We start from the raw sequence: 24731 nt of genomic DNA, 5'->3' as shown, positions 1-24731 counted from the left end.
ATCTGTTCGACCGACCCCTACGGGTCCCAAGGACCCCTTGTACCCCCAACGCCCGCCCCCACCCACCTTCTTCCCCTCCCCCCAACGGGAGGGGACGGGCCGGAGGGGCCGGTTGTGTGGACGTAAAGCGACAGCAGTCCACACAACCGGCCCCGCAGGCCAGTCACCGCACCCGAAACACCACCCAGCCCGCCGCAGGCGCAACGGCGAGACGTTCCGCGGCGGGACGGCCAGCTACGTGCGGGGGCGCCGCAAAGCGCAACGGCGAGACGCCCCGCGGCGGAAAAGACGGGTACGTGGGAGGCACCGCAAAGCGCAGCGCCCCGCGGCGGGACAGACGGGTACGTGGGGCGCCGCAAAGCGCAACGGCGTGAAAGCTAGGTACGTGGGAGATCGGCCAGCAACGCGTACCGCTGGTCGTGGACCTCCTTGCCCCAGAGCACCGCGTCGTGCGCGAGGTCGTGGACGGTCGTATGGGCCGCCAACGGGGCGACGAGGCGGGTCAGTTCGTCGGCGGGTATGCCGATGGGGTCCGACTCGCCCCAGCGGCCTTCTATGAGGACCAGCCGCCCGCCAGGCACCAGCAGATCGGCCCAGCGGCGCAGTGCGGCCGTCGGATCGGGCAGTGCCCACAGCAGATGGCGCACCAGCACGACGTCGAACCGCCGCTCCCCCACGGGAGGTTCGGCGGCGTCGCCGACCAGGAAGGCGGCGTCCCGACCGGGGAGCTTGGCGCGGGCCCGCTCGATCATGCGCGGGGAACGGTCGACGCCCAGCACGCGGTGTCCGTGCTCCGCGGCGAGCAGGGACAGACTTCCCGTGCCGCAGCCCAGGTCGAGCACCTCCGCCGGCTCGGCCGGCAACCACGTCCGCAACCGGGCGGCCCAGGCCGCGCGGACGGCCGGGTCGCGCAGCCCGTGGTCCGGCTCGTCGTCGAAGGTCTCGGCGGCGGCTTCCCAGTAGGCCGCGTCGGCCACCGGAAGGGCGGTCGGTTCCGGCCCGGCCGGCCGGTGGGCGGGACCGTCCGGGGTCAGGTCGCGGGGCCGCGGGGAAGGGTCGGCGTATGGCTGCGGGGAAGGGTCGGCGGAGGTGTGCGTGCTCATGTCTCGATGCTGCCATCGACCACTGACAACGCCCCGGCCCGCCGCGACCGCCTCCGGGCCGTCGTCGGGGCGCAAGAGTGCGATCAGCGCCCGGTGTCGACCATGAGGTCCGCGCGCATCACGTCACGCATCCCTTCCCAGCGGCGCCAAAGCTGACGGATCTCCGCTCGGATCTCGTCGAACGAGCCGTCCGGATCTGGATTCCCCTCCTCCAGGCACATCGTCCGGCGATAGGTCTCCGACAGAGCCATCGTCATTCCGTCGAGCTCGACCAGGACCGGGGCCGAGGCGATCATCTGAGCCTCGGCGAAGGCAGCGTGATGGGCCTGCCTGGCTTCCTCCAGCACTTCTCGGGCTTCCGGCGTCACCTCCCCCTTGTGTATGAGCCACAGGAACTTCATCAGGTGGGTCCGGTATTGGCGGAGGACTGCGTTCACCGACACGTAGCAGTCGCGCCGGCGGTCCAGCTCCGCGACGTGCCTCTCGCGGATCCACTGTGCTTCCTCGACCTGCTGTTGGCGCGCGAACTGGTCTCTCTGAACGCGGGCCATCAGGCGTTGCGACAAGACGGGGGCACTGAGTGTGCCGGCTACCCCGACCAGTGCCGCGGTCAGGCCGATCAAAGCGTCTCCCACGAAGCCTCCAGAGTGGTCGGGTCCGTCAACTCGGCGGTGCGCTGCCCCGGATGGCGGTGGCGCGGGCGCCTTTGCCGTCGTACGCAAGGTGGGTGGAATGGCGCGGCGGGCGGCCGTACCACTACAGCAGGCCTGCCCAGCACGACACCTTACGGACGGCCGACGGCCCCACGTCCGGCCCCCGCGCCCGTTTCCTCCCGGCCTGCCTGTGGCCCCGCTTAGCGGTTCCTTAAGGGCGCCATAAAGATCCTCAGCAACCCGCTTTCGGGGGCGAATTGGCTGTTCAGCGGGGCTAGCGTGCTTCTCGCAAGGCGGCATTGCGGGCCGTCGGCGCCGGTCTCCGGGGGGCGGCGCCGGTGTCTGCGTTCCGACCCCCCACCTTCGGCTGCCTCTTGCGCCCGTTGCTTCTCCCCGCTCGATGCATCTGATGAAGGAGACCCCCACCATGACCGTTCGTCGCAAGGCCACCGGGATCGCGCTGGCCGGGATCGCGCCGCTGGCGCTCACCGTGCTCTGCGCGGGGCCGGCCGTCGCGCACGGTTCGATGTCGGACCCGGTCAGCCGGGTCCTGGCCTGTTACGCGGAGGGGCCGGAGAGCCCGAAGTCCGCGGCGTGCAAGGCGGCCGTGCAGGTCGGCGGGGCGCAGGCGTTCTACGACTGGAACGGGGTGCGGGACGGCAACGCCGGCGGCAGGTCCAAGCAGAAGATCCCGGACGGCAAGCTCTGCAGCGGCGGCGACGCCCAGTTCAAGGGCCTGGACCTGCCGCGTGCCGATTGGCCGGCGTCCAAGGTGCGGGCCGGTAAGCACACGTTCCGCTACAAGGCCACCGCCCCGCACAAGGGCTCCTTCGAGCTCTACCTCACCAAGCCGGGCTACGACCCGGCCAAGCCGCTGAAGTGGTCGGACCTGGAGTCGAAGCCCTTCGTGAAGGTCACCGACCCGAAGCTGACCAACGGGGAGTACGTCTTCGACGGCACGGTCCCGCAGCGGTCCGGGCGGCACCTGATCTACAGCATCTGGCAGCGGTCGGACAGCCCCGAGGCGTTCTACACCTGCTCGGACGTGGTGTTCGGGAAGGACAACGGCGGTTCCAAGGCCGCCACGGCACCCGCGCCGGCCGCCTCGGCGCCGACCGACGGCCAGATCGCGGCGGGTGCGGACAAGTCCTCGATGGACATGGGCCAACACGGTCACCACGGGGGCGGCCACGATGTGACGGCGCCCTCGAAGGGGGCCGGTGCGCCGGCCTCGGACCATGGTGCGGCCGCCCCCAAGTCCGCCGGCAATGTGGCGCGGACCGACGGGGCCGCCAAGCCGGTCTCCGGGCAGCGGCTGGCCGAGACCGGTGGTGACTCCGCCACCGCCCCGCTGGCCATCGGTGGTGCGGCCGTGCTGGCCACCGGTGCCGGGGTGCTGTTCGCCACCACCCGCCGCAAGGCCGCCCGCCACCACGGCTGACACCCACAAGCCCCCCCACAGGCCCGGCTTTCGCCGGGAGTGCCGCCGTCCCCTCTGCGCGTGGGGGCGGCGGCACGGCCGTGTGGGCGGCGTGCCGCGCTACGCGCCGTTCGGGGGCAGCGGTTCGACGACGTCGTGGCGACGTGCTTGGTGGAGGAACGAGTTGCGGCAGCCGGGACGGGGCGGCGCCGCGCCGGCCGGCCAAGGGGGTGCTCCGGGGCAGGTGCCGCGGCGTTCGCTCGCGGTGCCGGGGACGGCGGCCGTCGGGCTCGGGGTGGTGGCCGGCGCCGGGAAGGGCGGTCCGGACGTGCTGATGAGGGTCACCGCCACCTGTCCGGCGGCGGTGACCCTCGCCGGGCCGGCCGCCGCACTGGTGCTGCTGCCGCGTCGCACTCCCCTGTGGTGCGGCGTGGCCGCGAGCGCCGTACTGACGGTCACGGTCCTGGTCTTCTCCGGCCGGCTGCTGGTGATCCCGTTGGCCCCCGCCGGTGCGGCGCCGGGCTTCCTGGTGCTGCGTCGGGCGCGGGCACGCGGGCGGTGAGGGTGCTCAGCGGACGAGGCGGCGCAGCAGGCGGACGTAGCGGCTCCAGCGGGCGGGCCGGGCGACGCGGCCGGTGCAGGCGTGTTCGGCGCGGTCCAGGCTGTCCTCCAGGCATGCGTCGTGGAGCTGGCGGAAGGCCAGCGGCCAGCTGAGCCGGGCCGGGCCGCGGGCGCGCATGGCGAGGGTGTGGCGCAGCAGGGTGCGGTGGGGTCCGAGCGGGTGGACGGTGTACTCGTGGAAGCCGTCGAAGCCCCGCGGGCCGCTGAAGGTGAAGCGCACCCAGCGGCCCGGGACGTACGCGGCGACGGTGTAGCGGACCGGGCCGTGGCCGCCGGCGGCGCCCGCCGCGAGCGGGCCGTCGAACACCATCGGGGGCCAGTCGCGGCCCGGCCAGAGCCGGTCGGCGGCGCCGGACAGGCCGTCGATCAGCAGGCCGGCCTCGGCGTCGGGGACGGGCAGCACCCGCTCGTGCACGTTGTAGACACCCATCGGGCGGCCTTTCCGTGAGGCGTGGGGCAGGCGCCGGCTCGCGAGCAGGCGCGGGCCCGGCGCAGAAGGAGGGTTTTGGAGAGGCCCCTCCAATATTATGGAGAGTACCCTCTAGAACATGGCCAGGCCACCCCGTTTCGACATCTCGCAGCTCCTCGACGCCGCCGTACGGCTGGCGGCCGAGCACGGGCCCTCGGGCGTCACCATGTCCGCGGTCGCCCAGGCCGTCGGCGCGCCGAGCGGCTCGCTGTACCACCGTTTCGCCGGCCGCCCGGCACTCCTCGCCGAGGTGTGGCTACGCACCGTCGAGGGCTTCCAGGAGGGCTATTTCGCGGCCCTGCGCTCAGGGGACGGGCCGCGTGCCGGGGGCCGGGCGGCCTCCCGCCACGTGGTCGCGTGGAGCCGCGCGCACCCCCAGGAGGCCGCGCTGCTGCTCTACGGGGCGCACGAGTTCGGCCGGGACGACTGGCCGGCGGAGCAGCTGCGCCGCGCGGACGAGGGGAACATGCGGGTCCGGGCGGCGGTGGCGGCGCTCGCCGGCGCGCTGGGGCTGCACGGCGAGCTGGGCCTGGAGCGGGTGTCGCTCGCCGTCGTCGACCTGCCGCTGTCCCTGGTGCGCCGCCATCTGCGCGGCGGGGAGCCGCTGCCCCCGCACGCCGAGGAGCTGGCCGGGCAGTGCACCGACGCCCTGCTGACCGCGGGCTGAGACCACGCCGCGGGGACGGCGTACGGCCCGGCCCCCGCGCGGGCGGGGAGCCGGGCCGGCCGCCGTCAGCCGTTCAGGCAGGTGGTCGGGGTGGCGTGGGCCGGGTCGAGGGCGTTGGCCGTCTCGTGGAAGGCCACGGGGTCGACGGTGCCGATGGCGACGTGCTCGGAGAGGTCGACCGCACACAGGTCCTGGAGCAGGACGTTGCGCACGTCGGGGCCGTCCAGGTAGCCGCTCCGGTAGGGCGTGACGACCTCGTCGTACTTGGTCGCGATCACGGTGTAGTGCACCCCGGGGACGGTGTCGCCGCCCGCGTTGAGGCGGTTGAGCACGTCCGAGCCGACGATCTGGTCGGTCAGCCCGGGGGTCGCCTTGCTCAGGTACTGCTTGGCGCCGGGGAAGTGGTCCAGCAGGCGGGTCAGCCCGTCCAGATCGGTGCCGTGATTGTCGGGGGCCAGCCCGACCAGCGTGTTCACCTTGTCCGCGCCGCCGTGGAACTTCAGATAGACGCGCGCCATCATGCCGCCCTGGGAGTGGCCGACGAGGTCGACCTTGTGCGTTCCGGTGGCGGCGAGCACCCGGTCGACGTAGGTGGCGAGCTGCCCGGCGGAGGCGTCCACCGGGCCCAGGCCGTAAAAGAGCGGTACGCCGGGGAGCTGGCCGTAGTCCAGGGAGAAGACGCAGTAGCCGCGGGCCACCAAGTAGGGCGCGAGACCGAGCCAGTTGTCCACGGAGTTGCCGAGGGTGCCGTGTACCAGGACCACCGGCCGCGGGTGGGCGGTGGAGGGCTTGCACGAGAAGTCGTTCCAGCCGCTGCGGACGGTGGGGGCGTCGGCGGAGGCGGGAGCGGTGGCGAAACCAAGGGCGAGGGCGAGGGCGGGCAGCAGGGTGAGCGTTCGGGACCAGCGCAGCTTCATACGATGCTCCTTGCGAGGGGGGTGTGAGGGGGGTGCGAGGGTGAGGAGACTCCGAGGTGCACGGTGAGCCGTTCACCTGCGATCCGGATCGCAAGGGCCAACGCAGTTGACTGGCAAGTAAGTTACGGCCGGGTAAGCAAGAAGGACCAGTCGTGTGACGGTGAAGGAAAACCCACACAACCCTCACCGGACGCACGGGGGTCGAACCTCCCGTTCCGTGCTGCCGTGCCCGCCGTGTCGGATACCTCACTCATGCGCCCGGGACGGGCCGGTTGTCAGACCCGTCGCGTACCGTCGGTACCGCGTTGACCAGGCAGGTGACGGAGGGGAGACACCGATGGAGACGACGGCGGACGGCGCGCGAACGGCGGACCGTACGGGAACGGCGGATCAGGCGGGACCGGCGGATCTGACGGGCATCGTGGAGATCTCGTCGGAGGAGGAGCTGCGCGAGCTGATGGGCCATCCGAATTCCCATGCCGCCAACAAGACCCGCCACCGGCTGCACGACCTCGACCGCCAGTGGCTGGCCCGCTCACCGTTCTGCGTGATAGCCACCTCGGACGCCGAGGGCCGGTGCGACGTCTCGCCCAAGGGCGACCCGGCGGGTTTCACCCTCGTCCTGGACGACACCACCCTCGTCATCCCCGACCGCCCCGGCAACAAGCGCATGGACGGCTTCGTGAACGTCCTCGCCAATCCGCACGTCGGCCTGAACTACGTCCTTCCGGGGCGCGGCGACACCCTGCGGATCAACGGCCGCGCCCGGCTGCTGCGGGACGCCCCGTTCTTCGACCGGCTGGTGGTCAAGGGCAACCGCCCGCGGCTGGCGCTGCTGGTGGAGGTCGAGGAGGTCTTCTACCACTGCTCCAAGGCGTTCCTGCGCTCGGAGTTGTGGCGGCCGGAGACCTGGGAGCCGGAGGCGGTGCCCTCCCGGGCGCGGATCGTCAGGGGCGTCGAGGCCCAGGACCGGTCGCTGGCGGAGCTGGAGGAGCACTACGGCCCGCGGTATGCGGAGCGGCTCTACGGCTAGACCGCTCCCGGCCGGTGGGGCTCAGTGCCGGCCGGCGCCCGGGCCGGGGGGCTTGCTGCCGTGCTTGGGCGGGGGTGTGCGGCGGGCGGCCGGGCCGAGGGTCGCCGCGGGGCGTACGGCGCCGGCGCCGAAGCGGGCCCGGGCCCGGTCGACGGCCGCCTCGATGCGGTGGGCCTTGTCGTCGGACGGGTCGAAGCTCAGCTGGTGCGCGGCGAGTTCGGCGCGGCACAGGTCCTCGGCCCGCAGCGCCACGGACCGCACCCGGGCCCGCTGCAGCCCGAGCGCGGCGTGCAGCGCATAGGCCGCCTCGGTCAGCGCGGGGCCGTGGGCGGTCGGTTCGGCGAGCCGGCGGGTGCGGGTCGTCGTGGAGCGGTCGGCGTAGCGGACGATGAGGGTGAGCGCGCGGGCCACCTGCCCGGTCGTGCGCAGCCGTGCGCCGAGGTCGTCGGCGAGCGAGAGCAGCGCCCGGCGGCGCCGGTCCGGGTCCAACTCGTCGTGGACGAAGCGGTGTTCGGCGCCCATCGAGCGGGCGACGGCATTGGGCACCACCGGTGTGGGATCGATGCCGCGGGCCCGGTCCTGGACGACCCGGCCGGTCCGGGCGCCGAGGATCCGCTGCAGGGTCCCGGGGGGTGCGGCGGCGATCCGGCCGACGCTGTCGAGTCCATATGCGGAGAGCGCGCGGGCGGTCGCCGGGCCGACGCCGTGCAGCGCCGAGGCCGGCCGGCGGTCGAGGAAGGCGGTGACGGCCTCGGCGTCGTCGGGGACGGTCCGGATCTCGCCGGGCGCCGCGGCCTGCGCGGCCATCCGGGCGAGCAGCGGGTTGGCGGCGATCCCGATGGTGCACCGTACGCCGTGCCAGGCCAGTGCGCGCAGCCGGATCAGCTCGGCGATGCCCGCCGCGTCGCGGTCGAAGTAGCGCAGCGCGCCGCGGACGTCCGCCAGTGCGGCGTCCGGCGGCAGCGCCTCGACCATCGGTGTGAACTGCGCCAGGAGGCCGAGGAGTTGCTCGAACTGCCCGGCGGTCACCGGGGTGTCATGGGCGTTGCGGAAGCGGACGTGGAGCATGCCGGGCGGCCGCGCGGCGCCCGGGGGTCGCGGCGGCGTGGCGGGGGGCCGGGTCGTGGGGGTCATCCCGCGCTCCCGGGGCTGGCGTGCCACAACTTCCGGCCGGTGGCGGCGCGTTCACCCGGGGGCTGGAGGTCGGCCCAGGGGTGCAGTTCGTAGCCGGTCTCCAGCCGGATGGTGCGGCCCGGCCCGGTGCCGGCCGGTTCGGGCTCCGCTCCTTCGCCGGGGCCCTCTCCGGGCTCTTCGCCGGAGTCCGGGCCGGCTGCTGTGCCCTGCCCGGCCGTGGGCCGGTCCGGCTCCGCGGCGAGCCGGGCGGCGACCGCCTCCAGGCCGCCCTCGCGGCGGAGTTCGGCCAGTTCGGCGAGGTTCCAGGCGGCGCTGCCGACCACGCTGAGGCTGCGCGGCCCGCGCCGCTGGACCGTACCGCGCACCAGCAGCAGCCAGGAGTGGAAGACGGTGTGGGCGCAGGCCTCGTGGGAGTCGTCGAAGAAGGCGCAGTCGACCAGGCCGGTGCTGTCGTCGAGGGTGGTGAAGATGACCCGGCGGCCGGAGCGGACCGGCGGGGTCTGGGTGGCCGCCTTGGCCCCGGCGACCAGCACCGTCTCGCCGTTCCTGGCATTGCGCAGCAGCCGGGCCGGCAGGGCGCCCAGTTCGGTCAGGAACTCCCGGTGGTCGGCCATCAGATGGCGGGAGGCGTCCATGCCGAGGACGCCGAGCTCGGCGCTGAGCCGTTCGACGTCGCTGAGGTCGGGCAGCCCGGCGGGCTCGACGGGGTCGGCCCGCCGTTCCTCCAGGTCCGTGTGCAGCGACAGCTGACCGCCGGTCGCCCGCCGCCCGTGGTGGTGCAGCTCGGAGACGTACAGCAGCAGGTCCCGCCGGTTCGCGCCGAAGGCGTCCAACGCGCCCACCCGGGCGAGGCGTTCGGCGATCGGGCGGGACGGCCGGGCGCGCTGCCACAGGTCCTGGAGGGAGTGGTAGGGCTGTCCGTCCGCGATCCGCCGCGCCTCGGCCTCGCTCATGCCGTGGACATCGGAAAGCGCGAGCCGCAGTCCCCAGGCGTCCCCGGCACCCTCCCGACCGGACACCAGTTCGATCCGGTGGGTGACCGCCGAGCGGTTCACGTCCAGCGGCAGCACCGGCACCCCGCGCCGCCGGGCGTCCGCGAGCAGCAGCCGCTTGGGGTACATCCCCGGCTCGTGGGTGAGCAGCCCGGCGTAGAAGGCCGCGGGGTGGTGGGCCTTGAGCCAGGCGGACTGGTAGGTGGGCACCGCGAAGGCCACCGCGTGCGCCTTGCAGAAGCCGTACGAGCCGAAGGCCTCGACGATCTCCCAGGTCCGCGTGATCACCTCGGGTGCGTAGCCGCGCCGTTCGGCGCGCCGGGCGAACCAGGCGCGCACCCGGCCCTGCAGCTCCGGCTCGGACAGCGCGCGCCGCATCTCGTCCGCCTCGTCCCGGCCGCAGCCCGTCATGATCCGCAGCACCTCGATGACCTGCTCGTGGAAGACCACCACGCCGTAGGTCTCGCGCAGCGGCTCCGTCAGGTCCGGGTGGGGATAGCGGACGGGTCTGCGGCCGTGCCGGGCATCGATGAAGGGCCGGACCATGTCGGCGGCGACCGGGCCCGGACGGAACAGCGAGATGTCGACCACCAGGTCGTGGAAGGTGGCGGGCTGCAGCCGGCCGATCAGATCGCGCTGGCCCGGCGACTCGATCTGGAAGCAGCCGAGCGTCTCGGTCGAGCGGATCAGGTCGTAGGTGGCCGGGTCGCCGGGCGGCACCTGTGCGGGGTCGTCGAGGTCGAGCCGGCGGCCGGTGGCCCGGCCGATCTCGGCGACCGCGTGCGCCATCGCGGACTGCATGCGCACGCCCAGCACGTCGAGTTTGAGCAGTCCCATCTCCTCCACGTCGTCCTTGTCGAACTGGGACATCGCGAAGCCCTCGCCGCTGGTCGGCACGACGGGGGTGCGGTCCAGCAGCGTGGCGTCGGAGAGCAGCACCCCGCACGGGTGCATGGCGATGCCGCGCGGCAGGGCGTCCAGCGCCTCGACCAGTTCCCACAGCCGTTCGCCGCCGTCCTCCCGGATGCCGCGCAGCTCCGGCAGTTCGGTCAGCGCGGCCCGGGCGTCGCGGGCGCGGATGTGCGGGAACGCCTTGGCGAGCCGGTCGACCCGCGCCGGGTCCATGCCCAGCGCGGCGCCCACGTCCCGTACGGCGTGCCGGACGCGGTAGGTCTCGGGCATGGAGACCGTGGCGACCCGTTCGGCGCCGAAGCGGTCGAAGATCGCGCGGTAGACCTCCAGCCGGCGGGCGGACTCCACGTCGATGTCGATGTCCGGCAGCGCGGCCCGCCGCGTCGACAGGAAGCGCTCCATCAGCAGCCCGTGCTCGACCGGGTCGGCGTGTGCGATGCCGAGGAGGTGGTTGACCAGCGACCCGGCGCCGGATCCGCGGGCCGCGACGCGGATGCCGCGCTGCCGGATGTCGTCGACGACCTGGGCGACGGTCAGGAAGTACGAGGGGTAGCCGAGCCGTTCGATCGTGCGCAGCTCGTCCTCCAGCCGGGCCCAGCGCTCCCGGTCGCGGTCGTGGCCGCGCAGGACCATGCCGGCGGCGCAGCGCGAGCGCAGCACCCGGGCGGCGGTGCGGCGTTCCGCGCCGACCAGGTGGGGTTCGGGGAAGTGGATCCGGCCGAGCCCGATGTCGTCCTGCGGGTCGACGAGGCACTCCCCCGCGGTCTGCTCGGTCATGGCGAGCAACTGGTGGGCCAGGCCGCGCCGGAAGCCGGCCGCCTCGGCGATCCGCTCGGCGGTGCGGCCCATCGCGTCGGCGTCCTTGAGCCAGCGCTCGCCGCCGTCCCAGGACTCGGGGCGGTGCGGGTCCACCGGCACCAGGCGGCGGGCGGAGTCCAGGACGTCGGCGACCGGGCCCTGGCCGGGGTCGGCGTAGCGGACCGCGTTGGTCAGGACGGCGCGGATGCCCTGGTCGACGGCGAAGCCGAGGGTGCGGGCGGCCAGCCGGGTGGAGCCGGGGCCGCTGCCGGGCCGGGCGTGGTCGACGACCTCCAGGCGCAGCGCCTCGCCGTACCGCTCGCGCCAGGGGACGACGAGCCGGGCGGCGCGGTCGGGGCGGCCGGCGGCCAGCGCCCGGCCGATGTCGGAGTCCGGGCCGAGCAGCACGGTGAGTCCGTCCGCGGCGGATTCCAGCTCGGTCCAGGAGAGGACGGGCCGGTCGCCGCCGCCCGCGTGGGCGGCCGAGACCAGCCGGCACAGGGCGGCCCAGCCGGCCGCTCCGTCGCGTGCCAGGAAGACCGCGCGGGCGGCGGACTCGTCGATGAAGGCGCCGCCGCGCACCGGGGTGCGCCGGCGGGTGGTGGCGGCCGGGGGGTCCGGAGTGTGCTCCGCGACGGCCAGTTCCGCGCCGAAGAGCGGGCGGATGCCGGCCTCCGAGGCAGCCCGGGCGAACCGTACGGCCCCGGAGAGGCCGTCCCGGTCGGTCAGGGCGAGGGCGTCCATGCCGCGTTCTGCGGCGCGCTCGGCCAGCCGCTCCGGGTGGGAGGCGCCGTAACGCAGCGAGAACCCCGAAGCGGTGTGCAGATGCGTGAACCCGGGCATCCGCACCTCCTGCACCTCACCGCCCCCCGGCTGACCTTGTGTCCCTCGTTCCTCACCTCCACCATAACCCGCTCGTCGAACATTCGTACGAACAACACGCCGGGGCACCCCGGAAGATCGTCTTCGCACCTCCGCCGTTCAGCCCATCCGTTCTGCACCGACCCGCCGCAGCTCGCAAGATATGGGGGCAAAAGCCGTCTTCCGGTGGGCCGGATGCCGGTGGGTGAACCTGCGGCGAGGAGTGACGGATGGCCACCACGGACGACGGCACCCGCACCACCTTCCTCGGCGAGGTGAAGAGCGCCGTGACACCGCACGCCTCACTGCTGGTGCTCGGCGTCCTGGGCCTGATGATCGCGTTCATCACCTCGTACGCCGGCGCCTTCCACCACCCCCGGCCGACGGACGTACCGCTCGGCGTGGTCGCTCCGGGGCCGGCCGCCCGGCAGGTGGTGACGCAGCTGGGCCGGCTGCCCGGCTCCCCGCTGGACCCGCGCGCGCTGCGCTCCGAGCGTCTGGCGCGGCAGCGGCTCGCCGACCGGGCCGTCGACGGGGCGCTGATCGTGGCTCCGCGCGGCACCACCGACCGGTTGCTGGTCGCGAGCGGCGGGGGCGCCGCACTGTCCCAGGCGGTCGAACTGGTCGTCCGGGCGGCCGAGAAGGCCCAGGGGCGCACCGTCCGGACGGTCGACGTCACCCCCGCGGCCCCGGGCGACAGCCGCAGCCTGTCGTCCTTCTACCTGGTCGTCGGCTGGTGCGTCGGCGGCTACCTGTGCGCCGCGATCCTCGCGATCAGCGCCGGGGCGCGGCCCTCCAACGGGCACCGGGCCGTCATCCGGCTGACCGCCCTCGCGGTGTACGCGATCGCCGCCGGGCTGGCCGGCGCGATCGTCGTCGGCCCGGTCCTGGGCGCGCTGCCCGGTACCTTCGCCGGGCTGTGGGGGCTGGGCGCCCTGGTGGTCTTCGCAGTGGGGGCCACGACGCTGGCCTGCCAGGCCCTGCTGGGCATCATCGGCATCGGCCTGGCGATCCTGCTGATCGTCATCCTGGGCAATCCGAGCGCGGGCGGCGCCTACCCGTATCCGCTGCTGCCCCCGTTCTGGCGCGCCATCGGCCCGGCCCTGCCCCCGGGCGCGGGCACCTGGGCGGCGCGCTCGCTCGCCTACTTCGACGGCGCCGCGGCGACCGGCCCGCTGCTGGTGCTCGCCGCCTGGGCGGTGGGCGGCACGCTGCTCACGCTCCTGCTGTCGGTCTTCCTGAAGAAGGACCGCCCGAGGGGCCGCCCCCCGAAGGAGGAACGACTGCCGACCTGAACCACCGGGCGCCGCCCCGGACGCACCGGTCATCCGCACCGCACGAAGGAGCAACCCCATGGCCCTCCCCGCCGACCAGCTGTCCCACCCCGCGGTGCGCGCACTGGTCACCGCCCTCAACGCCCACGACGAGCAGGCGTTCTTCGCCGCGCTCACCCCCGACGCGACGATGTCCGACGACGGGTCCGACCGCGACCTGCGGGAGTGGACCGACCGGGAGGTCTTCGGCTCGCGCGGCCACCTGACGGTGCGGTCGCAGTCGGACGACGGGCTGTCCCTCGTGGCGGACTACCGCAACGACACCTGGGGGGAGATGCGGACGCGCTGGGCGTTCACGGTGACGGACGGGAAGGTGAGCCGGTTCGAGACCGGAGAGGCCTGACTCACCGTCATAAACGTCTTTTTACATGCCAGTTGGGCACGGTCACATGTGCGTGCCGCCGTCGATCCGGATCTCCGTGCCGGTGATGAACGCGCCGTCCTGCGAGGCGAGCATCGCGATGACGCCGGCGACCGTCTCCGGGCCCGCGAAGCCCTCGCCGAGGGCCGGAGCGAGCTTGACGAACAGCGACATGTCGGCGTCCTCGGGCAGGCCCGGGCCGCGGCCGCTGGTCATCCCGCTGGCGATGGAGCCCGGTGCGACACACACCGCGCGCAGCCCCTGCTTGCCGTATTCGGCGGCGATCGCGTGGGTCATGGACTGGATGCCGCCCTTGCTCGCCGCGTACGCCGCCATGTAGGGGTGCGCGAACGAGGCCGAGGTGGAGCTGAAGTTGACCACGACCGGGGACGTGCCCTCCAGGAGGGCGGGCAGTGCCTCGCGGATCATCAGGAACGTGCCGGTCAGGTTGGTGGCGATGATCCGGTTGAAGAGCTCCAGGCTGGTCTCGTGGGTGTGCGCGGAGCGCAGGATGCCGGCCGCGTTGACCAGCACGTCCAGGCCGCCGAGGCCGTCCACCGCGGCGGCGACGCCGGAGCGGACCGCCGCCTCGTCGGCTATGTCCAGCACCGCGGTCCGCAGCCGGCCCGCGACCCCGTCCGCCGCGGCCCGGCCGGCGGTGGCCTCCAGGCCCGCGGCGTCGACGTCCGCCGCCACCACCCGGCCGCCCTCGGCGAGGATCCGGTGGACGGTGGCCTGCCCGATACCGGAGCCGGCCCCGGTGATCAGGACCCGGCGTCCCTCGAAGCGGTTCATGGTGGTGCTCCCTTCGCGATGGTGACGATCGGCGTTGCGGCGATCGCCGTGCACGGTACGCCGTAATGGCACGTTGTGCCAAACACGCGCGATGCGCCGTCCTGGCACCACGCTCCGTAAGCTGAGTCCATGTCCGCCGAGTCCGTGCCCACCGAGCCCCGTCCCGCGGCGCCCGCCGCCCGCCCCTCGCTCACCGAGCGGCGCAAGGCCGCGACCCAGCTGGAGATCGCCCGTTGTGCGGCGGCGCTGTTCGCCGAGCGCGGCGCCGCGGTCACCGCCGAGGAGATCGCCCGCGCCTCCGGCGTCGCGCTGCGCACCTTCTACCGCTACTTCCGCACCAAGGAGGACGCGGTGGCGCCGCTGCTCTCCGTCGGGGTGCGGCAGTGGATCGACGACCTGGCCGCACCGCCCGCCGGGCCGGCGGCGCCCACGGTCCGCGAGGTACTGGAGCAGGCCGCCCGCCGGGCGCTGACCCCCGCCGACGAGCCGGCCGCGGAGGCGCTGCGCCGGACCCGCGGGCTGCTGCGGGCGATGCCCGGCGATCCGGCGCTGCGTGCGGTCTGGCACCGGGTCCACCACGACGCCGAGGAGGCGTTGCGGCCGGTCCTCGCGCGGATGACGGGTGCGGAGGCGCTACAGGTCCGGCTGGCCGCGGCCGCGGCGAACACCGCGCTGCGGGTCGCGGTGGAGGAGTGGGCGGCGGACGACGGGCCGGTGAACGGGCCGCGCGGGCCCGGCGAGTTGGCGGCCCGCGGCATGCGGGCGCTGACGGCCGGACTGCCGGAGCTGGACGGGCCGCCGAACGGGCGGGCCGCGTCCCGGGATTGAGGCCGCCCGCACCCCGATTGCGTACGAAAACGCGGCGGGTAAGGCAGCCCGCCGCCGACCGCCTGTTACCTCGAAGCGCGGCCCAGGCCGTACGGAGGCAGCCTCCGGCCCCCCTCTTCGGCCAATCGACGGAGATCAAAACCCGCCCGAACGACCGGTCGGCGGCCGGATTACTTCCCTCCCGGTCACCGTGGCCCTTGCCCCCCGCACGATGCACGGGGCATTCCGGCTGGCCGCACCGCGCTTCCCGTACGCTCCCCCGAACCCCACCCGTCAGGTTCGCGCCATTACTCTCAGCTTTCACCCAACGACTCAAAGCGATCGGCCGAGGCCCACTCAAGGTGCTTTCGGGACGTGTTTCGACCAAACTCCCGTCCGGTATCTGCACCTTCGAGCAAAGGAGTGTTCGTCATGCGGTACACCACTGGGGCGATCGCGCTCGGCACGGCGCTGGTCCTCGGCACGCTGGCCACCAGCGCACAAGCCGTCGCCGCCCCAGCACAGCCCGCGCGCAGCGGCGGTCTCTACGCACCGTCGGAATTGGTGCTGACGGTCGGCCAGGGCGACAGCCGCGCGAACGCCACGGTCCAGCGCGCGGTGTCGCTCAGCTGTATGCCGGTGGCCTCCGGCAGCCACCCGGCGCCGAAGGCCGCCTGCGCCGAACTGCGGGCCGCGGCCGGTGACTTCAACACCGTCACCAGCCCCAAGTCGGACCGGCTGTGCACCAAGGAGTGGGCCCCGATCGTCGTCACCGCCGACGGCGTGTGGCAGGGCAAGCGGGTGTCGTACACCTACACCTACGCCAACTCCTGTGTGATGCGCGCCGGCCTGAGCTCGGTCTTCGAGTTCTGAGCACCGCACCCAGGTCCCCGGGCACCGGTGGGTGGTGCCCGGGGGCCGCCACGTGCGGGGACCGCCGGCGCATAGGCTCGACCCATGACCGACATCAACATCCGGCCCCCGTAGGGAACTTCGGACCGGACCGGGGTCGCCGTGTTCTCCGACGTCCACGGTGTGCTGCCGGCCCTGGAGGCGGTGCTCGCCGAGCCGGACGTCCGCGCCGCCGAGCGGATCGTACTGACCGGCGATCTGCTCGCCGGGCCCCTGCCCCGCGAGACCCTCGCCGCACTGCGCTCCCTCGGGGAGCGCGCGGTGTGGGTCCGCGGCAACGCCGACCGGGAGCTGACCGACGATCCGGCGGGCCGCGGGGAAGACGGCCCGGCGGACCCGGTCAGCGCCTGGGCGGCCGGCCAACTCGCCCCGGAGGAAAGGGACTTCCTCCGGTCGCTGCCCACCTCCGTCACACTGGAGGTGGCCGGGCTCGGACCGGTCCTGTTCTGCCACGCCACGCCCCGGGACGACGAGGAGATGGTGCTCGTCGACTCGCGGCCCGAGCGCTGGGCCGAGGTGCTGGCGGAGCTGCCCGGCACGGTACGGACCGTGGTCTGCGGACACACCCACATGCCGTACGTCCGGCTCACCCACGGACGGCTGGTGGTCAACCCCGGCAGCGTCGGCATGCCGTACGGCAGGGCCGGTGCGCACTGGGCGCTGCTGGGGGCCGGCGGCGGCGCGGTCACCCTGCGGCGCACCCCCTTCGACTACGACGCGGCCTGCGCCCGGATCGCCCGGGATTCGGGCTTCCCGTCGGCGGCCGACTGGGCGGATACGTACGTACGGGCCCGGGTTTCGGCCGAGGAGGCGCTGGCCGCGTTCGGGCCGGGCGACGGGCGGGCGACCGGCTGACCCCGCCGGGCGCCGGCCCCCGGACGGCGGACGTGTCCGGGGGCCGGCGCCCCGGGAGCGGGCCGGGACGGATCCTGGACCGCGGCCGCGGATCAGCCGATCTGCGCGCCGTAGGCCTTCAGGGCCTCCGGGACCGGCTGGAAGAAGGTCTCGCCGCCGCCGGAGCAGTCGCCGCTGCCGCCGGAGGTGAGGCCGATCGCGGACTCGCCGTCGAAGAGCGCGCCGCCGCTGTCGCCGGGCTCGGCGCAGACGTCGGTCTGGATCAGCCCTTCGACCGTGCCCTCCTGGTAGTTGACGCTGGCGTTCAGGGCCTTGACGGTGCCGTCGTGGACCTGGGTGGTGCTGCCGCTGCGCTGCACCTTCTCACCGACGGTGGCCTCGGCGGCCTTGGTGATCTTCTGGGTGCTGCCGTTGTAGAGGTCGACCTCGCTCGGGTGCTCGGTGTTCCCGGTGTACTTGGCGAGGGAGTAGTCGTCGCCGGGGAACTTGGAGTCCTCGGTGGTCGCGATCTCCGAGCCGCCCTGCTTGTCCGACCAGCTCTTGACGGCGTTGCCGCAGTGGCCGGCCGTGAGGAAGTAGGGCTGGCCGTCCTTGACGACGTTGAAGCCCAGCGAGCAGCGGGCGCCGCTCCCCCAGATCGCGTCACCGCCACCGATGAAGGGCTTGAACTCCCCCTTGCTGTGTCGGAGTTCGATCCGGTCGCCGAGGCTCCGGGCGACCGCGGTGAGCCGGTCCAGCTTGCTGCCGGTGACCGTGCGGTCGGCGGTCACCACGACCTTGTTGCTGCGCGGGTCGATGCCCCAGGCCGTGCCGGGGATGGTGGCCTTGGCCTTCAGTGTCTGCCGGGCCGCGTCGAGCTGGGCGAGGGTGTGCTTGACGAGTCTGGCCTCGGCGCCCTTCGCCCGGACGGCCTTGGCGGCCGTCTCGCTGACGACGTTGACCACCAGCTTCTTCGCCTGCGCGTCGTAGTACGCGCCGGCCGTGCCGGTCTTGAGCTGGGACGCCAGGGTGGTGGCCGCGGCGGAGGTCAGCCTGGCCACCGTGGGGGCGGTGGGGGCCGGGGACGCCTGGGCGTTGGCGAGGGTGACGGTGGCGGTGGCGGCGAGGGCGAGCGCTCCGGCGCCTGCCAGGACGGCGCGCCGGTCGGGTATGCGTCGGTGCTTCAACTCAGAGCCTCCCGTGGGGGGAAGGGCCCGGACTGTGGGGAGTCGCACGGGCCCGGAGAGTGAGATTCCGGCACGAACGGGGCCGCCCCGCGGCGCAGCGCCTCGGGGGGTCGCGTTCATGCCAACGTGCGGAGCCGAGTATTCCCACCCGTCTCAGTCGTGCACAAGACCGAGTTCCGGTCTCACGTACGGGAGTTCACGGTTCCGCCACATCGCCGTCACACCGATATCCGCGGACCGTGCTCCTGAGTGCGGACATCAACCGGGGTGCGGGTCGCCCCGGGCGGGCCCGTATGTGAGGGTCCGGTCCGGCCGGAAAACGCCCCCGCCGGGGAGCGGCGGGGGCAGGGGGCGGGCGGAGCGGCTCAGCGGAGGTCTTCCGGGAGGTCCACCGGCACATCGGCGGCCAGGTCCACCGGCGGGGCGACGGGCAGGTCGGCCGGGTGCTCGGCGTCGGGGAGCACTTCCAGCCGCTCCTCGCCCGGCAGCGGCTCCTCCGCGGCGGTCGCGCCGTCCGGGCGGCGCACCGGCTCCCGCCGGTCCGCGGTCTCCGGCGGGCCGGCCGGCACCTGGCCCTGCTGCGCGGAGCGCTCCAGGAACCGCAGCAGCTCCACGGGGAACGGCAGGACGAGGGTGGAGTTCTTCTCGGCGGCGACCGCCACCACGGTCTGCAGCAGCCGCAGTTGCAGCGCGGCGGGCTGGTCGGACATCGCGGCCGCGGCCTCGGCCAGCTTCTTCGACGCCTGCAGCTCGGCATCGGCGTTGATCACCCGGGCCCGCCGGTCGCGGGTGGCCTCCGCCTGGCGGGCCATCGACCGCTTCATCGTCTCCGGCAGCGAGACGTCCTTGATCTCCACCCGGTCGACGGTCACGCCCCAGCCGATGGCCGGGCTGTCCATCATCAGCTCCAAGCCCTGGTTGAGCTTCTCGCGGTTCGACAGCAGATCGTCCAGCTCGCTCTTGCCGATGATCGACCGGAGGGAGGTCTGGGCCATCTGGGAGACCGCGAAGCGGTAGTCCTCGACCCGGATGACCGCGTCGGCGGCGTCCACGACCTTGAAGTAGACCACCGCGTCGACCCGGACCGTGACGTTGTCGCGGGTGATGCCTTCCTGGGCGGGCACCGGCATCGTGACGATCTGCATGTTGACCTTACGCATCCGGTCGATGCCCGGGATGATCATGGTGAAGCCCGGCGGCCGGACCGCGGAGGTCAGCTTGCCCAGCCGGAGCACCACCCCGCGCTCGTACTGCCTGACCACCCGCGCCGCCGCCATGAAATACACCGCGCCGGCGCATGCCAGTCCCACTCCGGCCGTCACCAGTTCTTCGACCATCACGGCCCCCTGAGGTGTGCCGTATACCGTCCGTGTTCGGGCTGCTTTTCCATGGTATGCCCGGCTCCGGAAGGCGGTCGAGGCGCGGGCGAGGGGTGCCGGCCGGGTCCCCGTCAGCCGGCTGACGGGGACCCGGCCGGTCCTGTCCGGTCAGGAAGTGCTCACGTCCCGGCCGGTCAGTACACGCTCACGCCGTACGCGCTGAGCGCCTCGGTGACGGGCTGGAAGAAGGTGGTGCCACCGGACGTGCAGTCGCCGCTGCCGCCGGAGGTCAGGCCCAGCGCCTTGGTCCCGGAGTAGAGCGGGCCGCCGCTGTCACCCGGTTCGGCGCAGACGGTGGTCTGGATGAGCCCGGAGACGATGTCGCCGCTGCCGTAGTTGACGGTGGCGTTCAGGGCGGTGACCTTGCCGCTGTGGATGCCGGTGGTGGAGCCGCGGCGGGTGACGGACTGGCCGACGCTCGGGGTGCCGGCGCTGGTGATGTCCTGACTGCCGACGGTGCCCGGGTGCGACAGGGACGTGTTGGTGTACTTCACGATGCCGTAGTCGTTGCCGGGGAAGCTGGTGCCGGTCGTCGGGCCGATGCTCGTGGTGTCCGAGGAGGTGGTGTACCACGGCGGCTTGCCCTCGGTGCAGTGACCGGCCGTCAGGAAGTAGTACGTGCTGCCGCTGCGGACGTTGAAGCCCAGCGAGCAGCGCCAGCTCGGCGTGTAGATGGCGTCGCCGCCGGAGATGAACTTGCGGAACGTGCCGGCGGTCCGGTCGATGCGGAGCGCACCGGCGTTGGCGCCGGCGGCCCGCTGGATCTTCGCGATCTCCGCCCGGGAGACGGTGCGGTCGGCGGTGACGACCAGGGTGTGGGTCGCGGGGTCGACCCGCCAGGCGGTGCCGGCGACGTTCGCCGCGCGGACCGCGTCACCGGCGGCGGTGAGCCGTGCGGCGCTGAACGTCTGTGCGGGGGCGGGGTTCTGGGCGCTGGCGGTCGGGACGGCGATGGCTCCGACGGCCACCAGTCCGGACGCCACGGCGATCAGCCGGGTGCGTCTCGCCATGCCGCTGCGGGGGGTGGTGCGCTCGTTCCTCACTGATTCCTCCGAGGGGATCGGGGGGCCGCCGGTGGGCAGCCCGGTGAGGCGCAGCCGAAGGGCACGCGAATCCGCACGTTCATTTTTGCGTGCCCCTGACAAGCGCTGAGCGGGAGTCTCCGGCGCACCACCCGTTGAGCGCAAGAGGGCTTCACGCATGTCTCGCGCCGGAAATGCGCCCGACACCTCAACACCGCGCCCCGGCAGCCGCGTTGACGGCTGCCGGGGCGCGGGGTGACCCCCTCGGTCGGTCCTGGGACCGGTCAGCGGACGGTGGGGTTCCGCTCCCCCGCGCGCAGCGCGACCGACAGGGTGTTGCCGGGCGGCGGGAAGGGGCACAGGAAGTGGTCGGCGAACGCGCACGGCGGCAGCAGGATCCGGTTGAGGTCGACCGTGACGGTGCCGTCCGCGGCGGGCGCGGGCGGCCGCAGGAACCGGAAGCGGTAGCTGTCGGTGCCGCTGGTGGCGTCGGCGAGCACCGCCCACAGCGAGCCGTCGCCCTCGACCGCGACCTGCAGGGTGTGCTCGTCCCCTTCGAGGGTGAACGCGAGCTCCCCGGCGAGCCCCAGGCCCCGCCGCTGCCCGTCGGCGTTGCGCACCTGGATCGTGCGGCCCTGCGCGTACGGCCGGAAGAGACCCGGCCGCACCCAGCGCGCGTCGTGCTCGTAGACGTCGATGCCGGCGAACGACCGGCGGGCCTCCGACTCCGGGTCGAAGTCGCGCACCGCCCACGCGCCTTCGCGGCGCAGCACCAGCAGATGCCGCTCGCCGGACGTCACCCGCGTCGAGGCCGGGTCCGCGTCCGGGCCGAGCCGGACCTCACCGGCGGCCGGTTCGCCGTCGACGGTGAGTCCGTCGTCCGGCCCGGCCCGCAGTACGACCGCGTCGTCCTGCGCGGTCCAGTGGCCCGGCAGTCCCGCGATCCGGCCGTCGGGGTGGTCCGCCAGCCAGTGGGTGCCGGCCAGGGCGAGCGGGCCGTACGGCCCGCTGATCGCGGCGCGGCGCCGTTCGCGCCAGTCCTGCCACTCCTCGCGTGCATCGGTGCTCATGCGATGGGTCCCTTTCCTGCTGCGCGGCCGGGCTGCGGCGGCAGCCCGAGGTGGGAGCGCAGCGTCGTACCGGTGTATTCCGTGCGGAAGACCCCGCGCTCCTGGAGGAGGGGTACCACCCGGTCCACGAACGGGTCGAGACCGCCCGGCGTCAGATGCGGCACCAGGATGAACCCGTCGGCGGCGTCGCTCTGCACGAAGGCGTCCATCTGCGCCGCGACGTCCTCCGGGGTGCCGATGAAGGACTGCCGGCCGGTGGTCTCGATCACCGTCTCGTGCAGCGACAGGCCCTTGGCGCGGGACAGCGCCCGCCACTTGTCGGCGATCGCCTTCGGGTCGGCGATCCTGACCCGGCCCTGGGCCAGCTCGCTGCCGGGGTCCGGATCGACGTCCGGCAGCGGCCCGTCGGGGTCGTACCCGGAGAGGTCCACGCCCCAGATCTGCTCGGCCGCGAGCAGCGCGTTCTGCGGGGAGACCTGCAACCGGCGGATCTCGGCGGCGTGTTCCTGGGCCTCGGCGGCGGTGTCGCCGAGGACGAAGGTGACGCCCGGCATGACCGCGAGGTGGTCCGGCTGCCGGCCGTACGCCGCGAGCCGGCGCTTGACGTCGGCGTAGAAGGCCCGGCCGGCTTCGAGGCCGCTGTGCCGGGTGAAGATGACGTCCGCGGTGGCGGCGGCGAACTCCCGGCCCTCGCAGGAGTCCCCGGCCTGGATGATGACGGGATGCCCCTGCGGGCTGCGCGGCACGGTGAACTCGCCGCGGACGGTGAAGTGTTCCCCGCGGTGGTCGACCGGCCGGGGCGCCGCCCCGTCCGGCCAGGAGTCCCACAACTCCCGTGCCACGGCGACGAATTCGGCCGCCCGGGTGATGGGGGTACCCCCTGTTCGAGCGAAGTCGAGAACTTGGGGGAGGTCGGCGCGGTCGAGGTAGCCGCCGCGGCGGAAGTTCTCGCCGGTGAAGGCGTCGGAGGTGGTGACCACGTTCCAGGCCGCCCGGCCGCCGCTGAGGTGGTCGAGGGAGGCGAGCCGGCGGGCGAGTTCGTACGGCTCGTTGAAGGTGGTGTTGACCGTGGCGGCCAGTCCCAGGTGCTCGGTGACCGCCGCCAGGGCGCCCAGCACGGTGAGCGACTCGGGCCGGCCGAGCACGTCGAGGTCGTGGATCCGCCCCTTGTGCTCGCGGACCCGCAGCCCCTCGGCGAGGAAGAAGAAGTCGAACAGTCCGCGCTCGGCGGTACGGGCGAGGTGTTCGAAGGAGGCGAAGTCGATCTGGCTGCCGGACCTCGGGTCGGCCCAGACGGTGGTGTTGTTGACGCCGGGGAAGTGGGCGGCGAGCCGGATCTGCTTGCGCGGGGGCGTGGGGGTCGTGGGTGTTGTGGGGGCCGTCGGGGTCATGCGGTCTCCCTGGCGAGGGCGTAGCGGCTGGCCGGGCGGGGCAGGCCGAGGTGCTCGCGCAGTGTGCCGCCCGGGTGGCCGGGGCGGCCGAGCAGACCGCGCGCCCGGAGGACGGGGACGGTGGCCTCGACGAGCAGTGCGAGGTCCCGGCGGGGATCGGCGGGGCGCAGGTGGAAGCCGTCGGCGGCGCCGGCCGCCCGCCAGTCCGCGATCAGGTCGGCGAGCCCGGCCCCGTCGGCCGCGTCGTCGAGCTCGACCGGCAGCGAGGCGAAGACCAGCAGGTGGCCGGGGTCGCGGCCGTGTGTGCCGGCGCGGTCGCGCAGTTCCTCGCGGACGGCCCGGGCGGTGGCCGGGTCCTCGACGCGGACCAGGGCGAGGTCGGCGTGGGCCGCGGCCACCTCGCGCGCCGGCTCGTCGGTGGCGTCCACCGCGACGACCGGGCGGCCCTGCGGGGGCCGGGGCACGATCGAGGGGCCGCGGACGGAGAAGGTGCGGCCGGTGAAGTCGACGTGGTGGAGCTTGTCCCGGTCGATGAACCGTCCGGTGGCGCGGTCGCGGATCTCCGCGTCGTCCTCCCAGCTGTCCCACAGCCGGGCGGCGACGTCGGCGACCTCGCCGGCCTCGGCCCAGACCTCGGCGGGCGGGGCGGCCGGCCGGCGGCCGAAGAGCGCGGCGTCGGCGTCGGTGGTGGAGACCTCGACGGACCAGCCGGCCCGGCCGCGGCTGACCCAGTCCAGGGTGGCGACCGTGGTGGAGACGTGGAACGGCTCGGTGTGGGTGGTGGTGACGGTGGGGATCAGCCCGATCCTCCCCCAGCCTCCGGCCGGGGGGACCCCCAGGTGGCCGGGGCGATCCGGGCGAGCACGGCCGGGGCGTCGAGGCCGGGGCGGCCGAAGCCGTCGCCGAGGGTCACGAAGGTGAGGCCGCCGCGCTCGGCGAGCCGGGCGAGCGCGACGAGGCGCGCGGCGTCGTACGCGGCGTGGTGGGCGGCACCGCCGGACGGCTGCGGGGTGTCCAGCGCGACGGCCAGGTGCAGGGGGTGGGGCATGGGGTTCCTTTCCGGTCCGGCGCCGGTCAGTTGGCGGTCCTGGGCAGGCCGGGCGGGTTGATCCGCGAGGACGTGAGGGCCTCACCGGTGAGCCCCCAGCGGGCCAGCACCTTGCCGTAGCGGCCGTCGTCGATGACCTTCTGCAGCGCCGCGGCATAGGCCTTGACCAGCCCGCTGCCCTTCTTCGTGGTGGCGGCGATCTCGCCCCGGACGCTGCCGCCGCCGGAGAAGGTGCCGACGATCTCGGTCTGGCCGGCGGTGTGGACGTGGTACGCGGCGGTCGGGTTCGGGCCGAAGAAGCCGTCGAGGCGGCCGGACTGGAGGGCGAGGTAGGTGTCGGAGGGTTTGTGGAAGTACTTGATGTCGACCGGCTTGCGGCCGGCCTTCTCGTTCTCCCTGCTCCAGTCGACGAGGATCTTCTCCTGGTTGGTGCCGGAGTCGACCGCGATCGTCCTGCCCGCGACGTCCTTGGGGCCGCGGACCTTCCAGCCGCTGCCCTTCTTCGCCTCCATCGCGAGCTGGTCGAGCCGGTAGGTGGCGAAGTCGTACTTGTCCTTGCGCTCCTCGGTGACGGTGACGTTGGAGAAGACCGCGTCGAGCTTGCCGCTGTCCAGGCCGACGAAGAGGTTCTCCCACGACAGCGGGTCGAAGCGGGGCTTGAGGCCGAGGGTGTCGGCGACCAGGGTGGCGATGTCGTCCTCCACGCCGATGAGGGTCTTGTCGTCGGTGGCGTGGAAGGTCAGCGGTGGGCTGCCGTCGGCGCTCACGCCGATCCGCAGCTCACCGGTCCCGCGGACCCGGGCGGGCACCAGCGCGGCGATCTTCGGGTCCTTGACGCCGTGGATGCGGTGCTGGTCCGGGCCGATGTTGATCTTGACGCCATGGGCGCCGGTGACGGCGTTCCCGGCGTCGCCGCCGCCCGCCGCCGCGCCGCCGCAGGCGGTGAGCAGTACGGAGCCGGCGGCGAGGATGAGGGCGGTGGTCAGGGTGCGGCGGGGCAACGGATGTCTC

22 protein-coding genes and 1 pseudogene are annotated in these 24731 nt (G+C 73.8%); 9 read left to right on the top strand and 14 right to left on the bottom strand.

Annotation, left to right across the window (positions count from 1 at the left end; translation table 11 throughout):
• Nucleotides 1–377: 377 nt before the first annotated feature.
• Together AB0E02_RS32875 and AB0E02_RS32870 are read right to left on the bottom strand one after the other, a co-directional pair.
• Entirely contained in the window at nt 378–1103 is a 726-nt protein-coding gene (locus AB0E02_RS32875; protein ID WP_362146317.1) for a class I SAM-dependent methyltransferase, read from the bottom strand.
• Nucleotides 1104–1186: 83 nt separating this feature from the next.
• A complete protein-coding gene (locus tag AB0E02_RS32870; RefSeq protein WP_362146314.1) occupies nt 1187–1726 on the bottom strand; it encodes a hypothetical protein in 540 nt (179 codons plus the stop codon).
• 457 nt (nt 1727–2183) lie between these two features.
• On the opposite strand from AB0E02_RS32870, the gene AB0E02_RS32865 reads away from it, so the two are divergent.
• Together AB0E02_RS32865 and AB0E02_RS32860 are read left to right on the top strand one after the other, a co-directional pair.
• A complete protein-coding gene (locus AB0E02_RS32865) occupies nt 2184–3197 on the top strand; it encodes a lytic polysaccharide monooxygenase (protein ID WP_362146311.1) in 1014 nt (337 codons plus the stop codon).
• Between the two features lie 223 nt (nt 3198–3420).
• A complete protein-coding gene (locus tag AB0E02_RS32860) occupies nt 3421–3738 on the top strand; it encodes a hypothetical protein (protein ID WP_362146308.1) in 318 nt (105 codons plus the stop codon).
• A gap of 6 nt (nt 3739–3744) precedes the next feature.
• On the opposite strand, the gene AB0E02_RS32855 is transcribed toward AB0E02_RS32860, so the two are convergent.
• Nucleotides 3745–4227, bottom strand: coding sequence for an SRPBCC family protein (locus AB0E02_RS32855; RefSeq protein ID WP_362146306.1), 483 nt, complete (start codon nt 4225–4227; stop codon nt 3745–3747).
• 118 nt (nt 4228–4345) lie between these two features.
• Here AB0E02_RS32855 and AB0E02_RS32850 point away from each other — a divergent pair, with 118 nt between their 5' ends.
• On the top strand, nt 4346–4933 hold the full coding sequence (locus tag AB0E02_RS32850; protein WP_362146303.1) for a helix-turn-helix domain-containing protein: 588 nt from the start codon (nt 4346–4348) through the stop codon (nt 4931–4933).
• 65 nt (nt 4934–4998) lie between these two features.
• Here AB0E02_RS32850 and AB0E02_RS32845 read toward each other — a convergent pair whose 3' ends face one another.
• Nucleotides 4999–5850, bottom strand: coding sequence for an alpha/beta fold hydrolase (locus AB0E02_RS32845; RefSeq protein ID WP_362146300.1), 852 nt, complete (start codon nt 5848–5850; stop codon nt 4999–5001).
• A 421-nt stretch (nt 5851–6271) separates the two neighbouring features.
• Between AB0E02_RS32845 and AB0E02_RS32840 the strand changes: the two genes are divergently transcribed.
• Nucleotides 6272–6883: a pyridoxamine 5'-phosphate oxidase family protein gene (locus AB0E02_RS32840; protein WP_362146323.1), complete on the top strand. Its 612-nt coding sequence runs from the start codon at nt 6272–6274 to the stop codon at nt 6881–6883.
• 21 nt (nt 6884–6904) lie between these two features.
• Here the strand turns inward: AB0E02_RS32840 and AB0E02_RS32835 are convergent, their stop codons facing one another.
• Together AB0E02_RS32835 and AB0E02_RS32830 are read right to left on the bottom strand one after the other, a co-directional pair.
• Complete coding sequence (locus AB0E02_RS32835) at nt 6905–8017, bottom strand: hypothetical protein (RefSeq protein WP_362146298.1); 1113 nt, start codon at nt 8015–8017, stop codon at nt 6905–6907.
• Nucleotides 8014–11562 carry a DNA polymerase III subunit alpha gene (locus AB0E02_RS32830; protein WP_362146295.1) on the bottom strand — a complete coding sequence of 1183 codons (3549 nt, stop codon included), beginning with the start codon at nt 11560–11562 and terminating at the stop codon, nt 8014–8016. The genes AB0E02_RS32835 and AB0E02_RS32830 overlap by 4 nt, the downstream gene beginning before the upstream one ends.
• Nucleotides 11563–11810: 248 nt before the next feature.
• Here AB0E02_RS32830 and AB0E02_RS32825 point away from each other — a divergent pair, with 248 nt between their 5' ends.
• A complete protein-coding gene (locus AB0E02_RS32825) occupies nt 11811–12875 on the top strand; it encodes a DUF3533 domain-containing protein (protein ID WP_362146292.1) in 1065 nt (354 codons plus the stop codon).
• A gap of 58 nt (nt 12876–12933) precedes the next feature.
• Nucleotides 12934–13257: a nuclear transport factor 2 family protein gene (locus AB0E02_RS32820; protein WP_362146289.1), complete on the top strand. Its 324-nt coding sequence runs from the start codon at nt 12934–12936 to the stop codon at nt 13255–13257.
• Between the two features lie 42 nt (nt 13258–13299).
• Here the strand turns inward: AB0E02_RS32820 and AB0E02_RS32815 are convergent, their stop codons facing one another.
• Nucleotides 13300–14070 (bottom strand): SDR family NAD(P)-dependent oxidoreductase, encoded by a 771-nt coding sequence (locus tag AB0E02_RS32815; RefSeq protein WP_362146287.1) that lies wholly within the window; start codon nt 14068–14070, stop codon nt 13300–13302.
• Nucleotides 14071–14199: 129 nt separating this feature from the next.
• Between AB0E02_RS32815 and AB0E02_RS32810 the strand changes: the two genes are divergently transcribed.
• The 3 genes from AB0E02_RS32810 to AB0E02_RS32800 all read left to right on the top strand — a co-directional run bounded on the left by AB0E02_RS32810 (nt 14200) and on the right by AB0E02_RS32800 (nt 16644).
• Complete coding sequence (locus AB0E02_RS32810; RefSeq protein ID WP_362146284.1) at nt 14200–14898, top strand: TetR family transcriptional regulator; 699 nt, start codon at nt 14200–14202, stop codon at nt 14896–14898.
• A 411-nt stretch (nt 14899–15309) separates the two neighbouring features.
• The gene (locus AB0E02_RS32805) at nt 15310–15750 is read left to right on the top strand and encodes a subtilase-type protease inhibitor (protein WP_030811498.1); all 441 of its coding nucleotides are present in this window, start codon (nt 15310–15312) and stop codon (nt 15748–15750) included.
• Nucleotides 15751–15891: 141 nt separating this feature from the next.
• Nucleotides 15892–16644, top strand: coding sequence for a metallophosphoesterase family protein (locus AB0E02_RS32800; RefSeq protein WP_362146278.1), 753 nt, complete (start codon nt 15892–15894; stop codon nt 16642–16644).
• Nucleotides 16645–16736: 92 nt separating this feature from the next.
• Here the strand turns inward: AB0E02_RS32800 and AB0E02_RS32795 are convergent, their stop codons facing one another.
• The 7 genes and pseudogenes from AB0E02_RS32795 to AB0E02_RS32765 form a co-directional block, all read right to left on the bottom strand.
• Complete coding sequence (locus AB0E02_RS32795) at nt 16737–17810, bottom strand: S1 family peptidase (protein WP_362146275.1); 1074 nt, start codon at nt 17808–17810, stop codon at nt 16737–16739.
• A gap of 365 nt (nt 17811–18175) precedes the next feature.
• Nucleotides 18176–19147: a slipin family protein gene (locus tag AB0E02_RS32790; RefSeq protein ID WP_362146272.1), complete on the bottom strand. Its 972-nt coding sequence runs from the start codon at nt 19145–19147 to the stop codon at nt 18176–18178.
• Nucleotides 19148–19323: 176 nt separating this feature from the next.
• Nucleotides 19324–20232 carry a S1 family peptidase gene (locus AB0E02_RS32785; protein ID WP_362146269.1) on the bottom strand — a complete coding sequence of 303 codons (909 nt, stop codon included), beginning with the start codon at nt 20230–20232 and terminating at the stop codon, nt 19324–19326.
• Between the two features lie 263 nt (nt 20233–20495).
• Nucleotides 20496–21281, bottom strand: coding sequence for a DUF1684 domain-containing protein (locus AB0E02_RS32780; protein ID WP_362146266.1), 786 nt, complete (start codon nt 21279–21281; stop codon nt 20496–20498).
• Nucleotides 21278–22672 (bottom strand): NtaA/DmoA family FMN-dependent monooxygenase, encoded by a 1395-nt coding sequence (locus AB0E02_RS32775; protein ID WP_362146262.1) that lies wholly within the window; start codon nt 22670–22672, stop codon nt 21278–21280. Before AB0E02_RS32775 ends, AB0E02_RS32780 begins: the two co-directional genes overlap by 4 nt.
• Nucleotides 22669–23720 (bottom strand): annotated as a pseudogene (locus AB0E02_RS32770) (LLM class flavin-dependent oxidoreductase). The gene AB0E02_RS32775 and the pseudogene AB0E02_RS32770 overlap by 4 nt, the downstream one beginning before the upstream one ends.
• A gap of 26 nt (nt 23721–23746) precedes the next feature.
• Nucleotides 23747–24721, bottom strand: coding sequence for an ABC transporter substrate-binding protein (locus AB0E02_RS32765; RefSeq protein ID WP_362146259.1), 975 nt, complete (start codon nt 24719–24721; stop codon nt 23747–23749).
• Nucleotides 24722–24731 lie beyond the last annotated feature (10 nt).

Origin of the sequence: Streptomyces sp. NPDC048196 (assembly GCF_040652715.1) — a bacterium.
Classification (GTDB): Bacteria; Actinomycetota; Actinomycetes; order Streptomycetales; family Streptomycetaceae; genus Streptomyces; species Streptomyces siderophoricus.
Note: the sequence above shows the minus strand (reverse complement) of the source record. Positions and strands in the feature narration are given on the sequence as shown.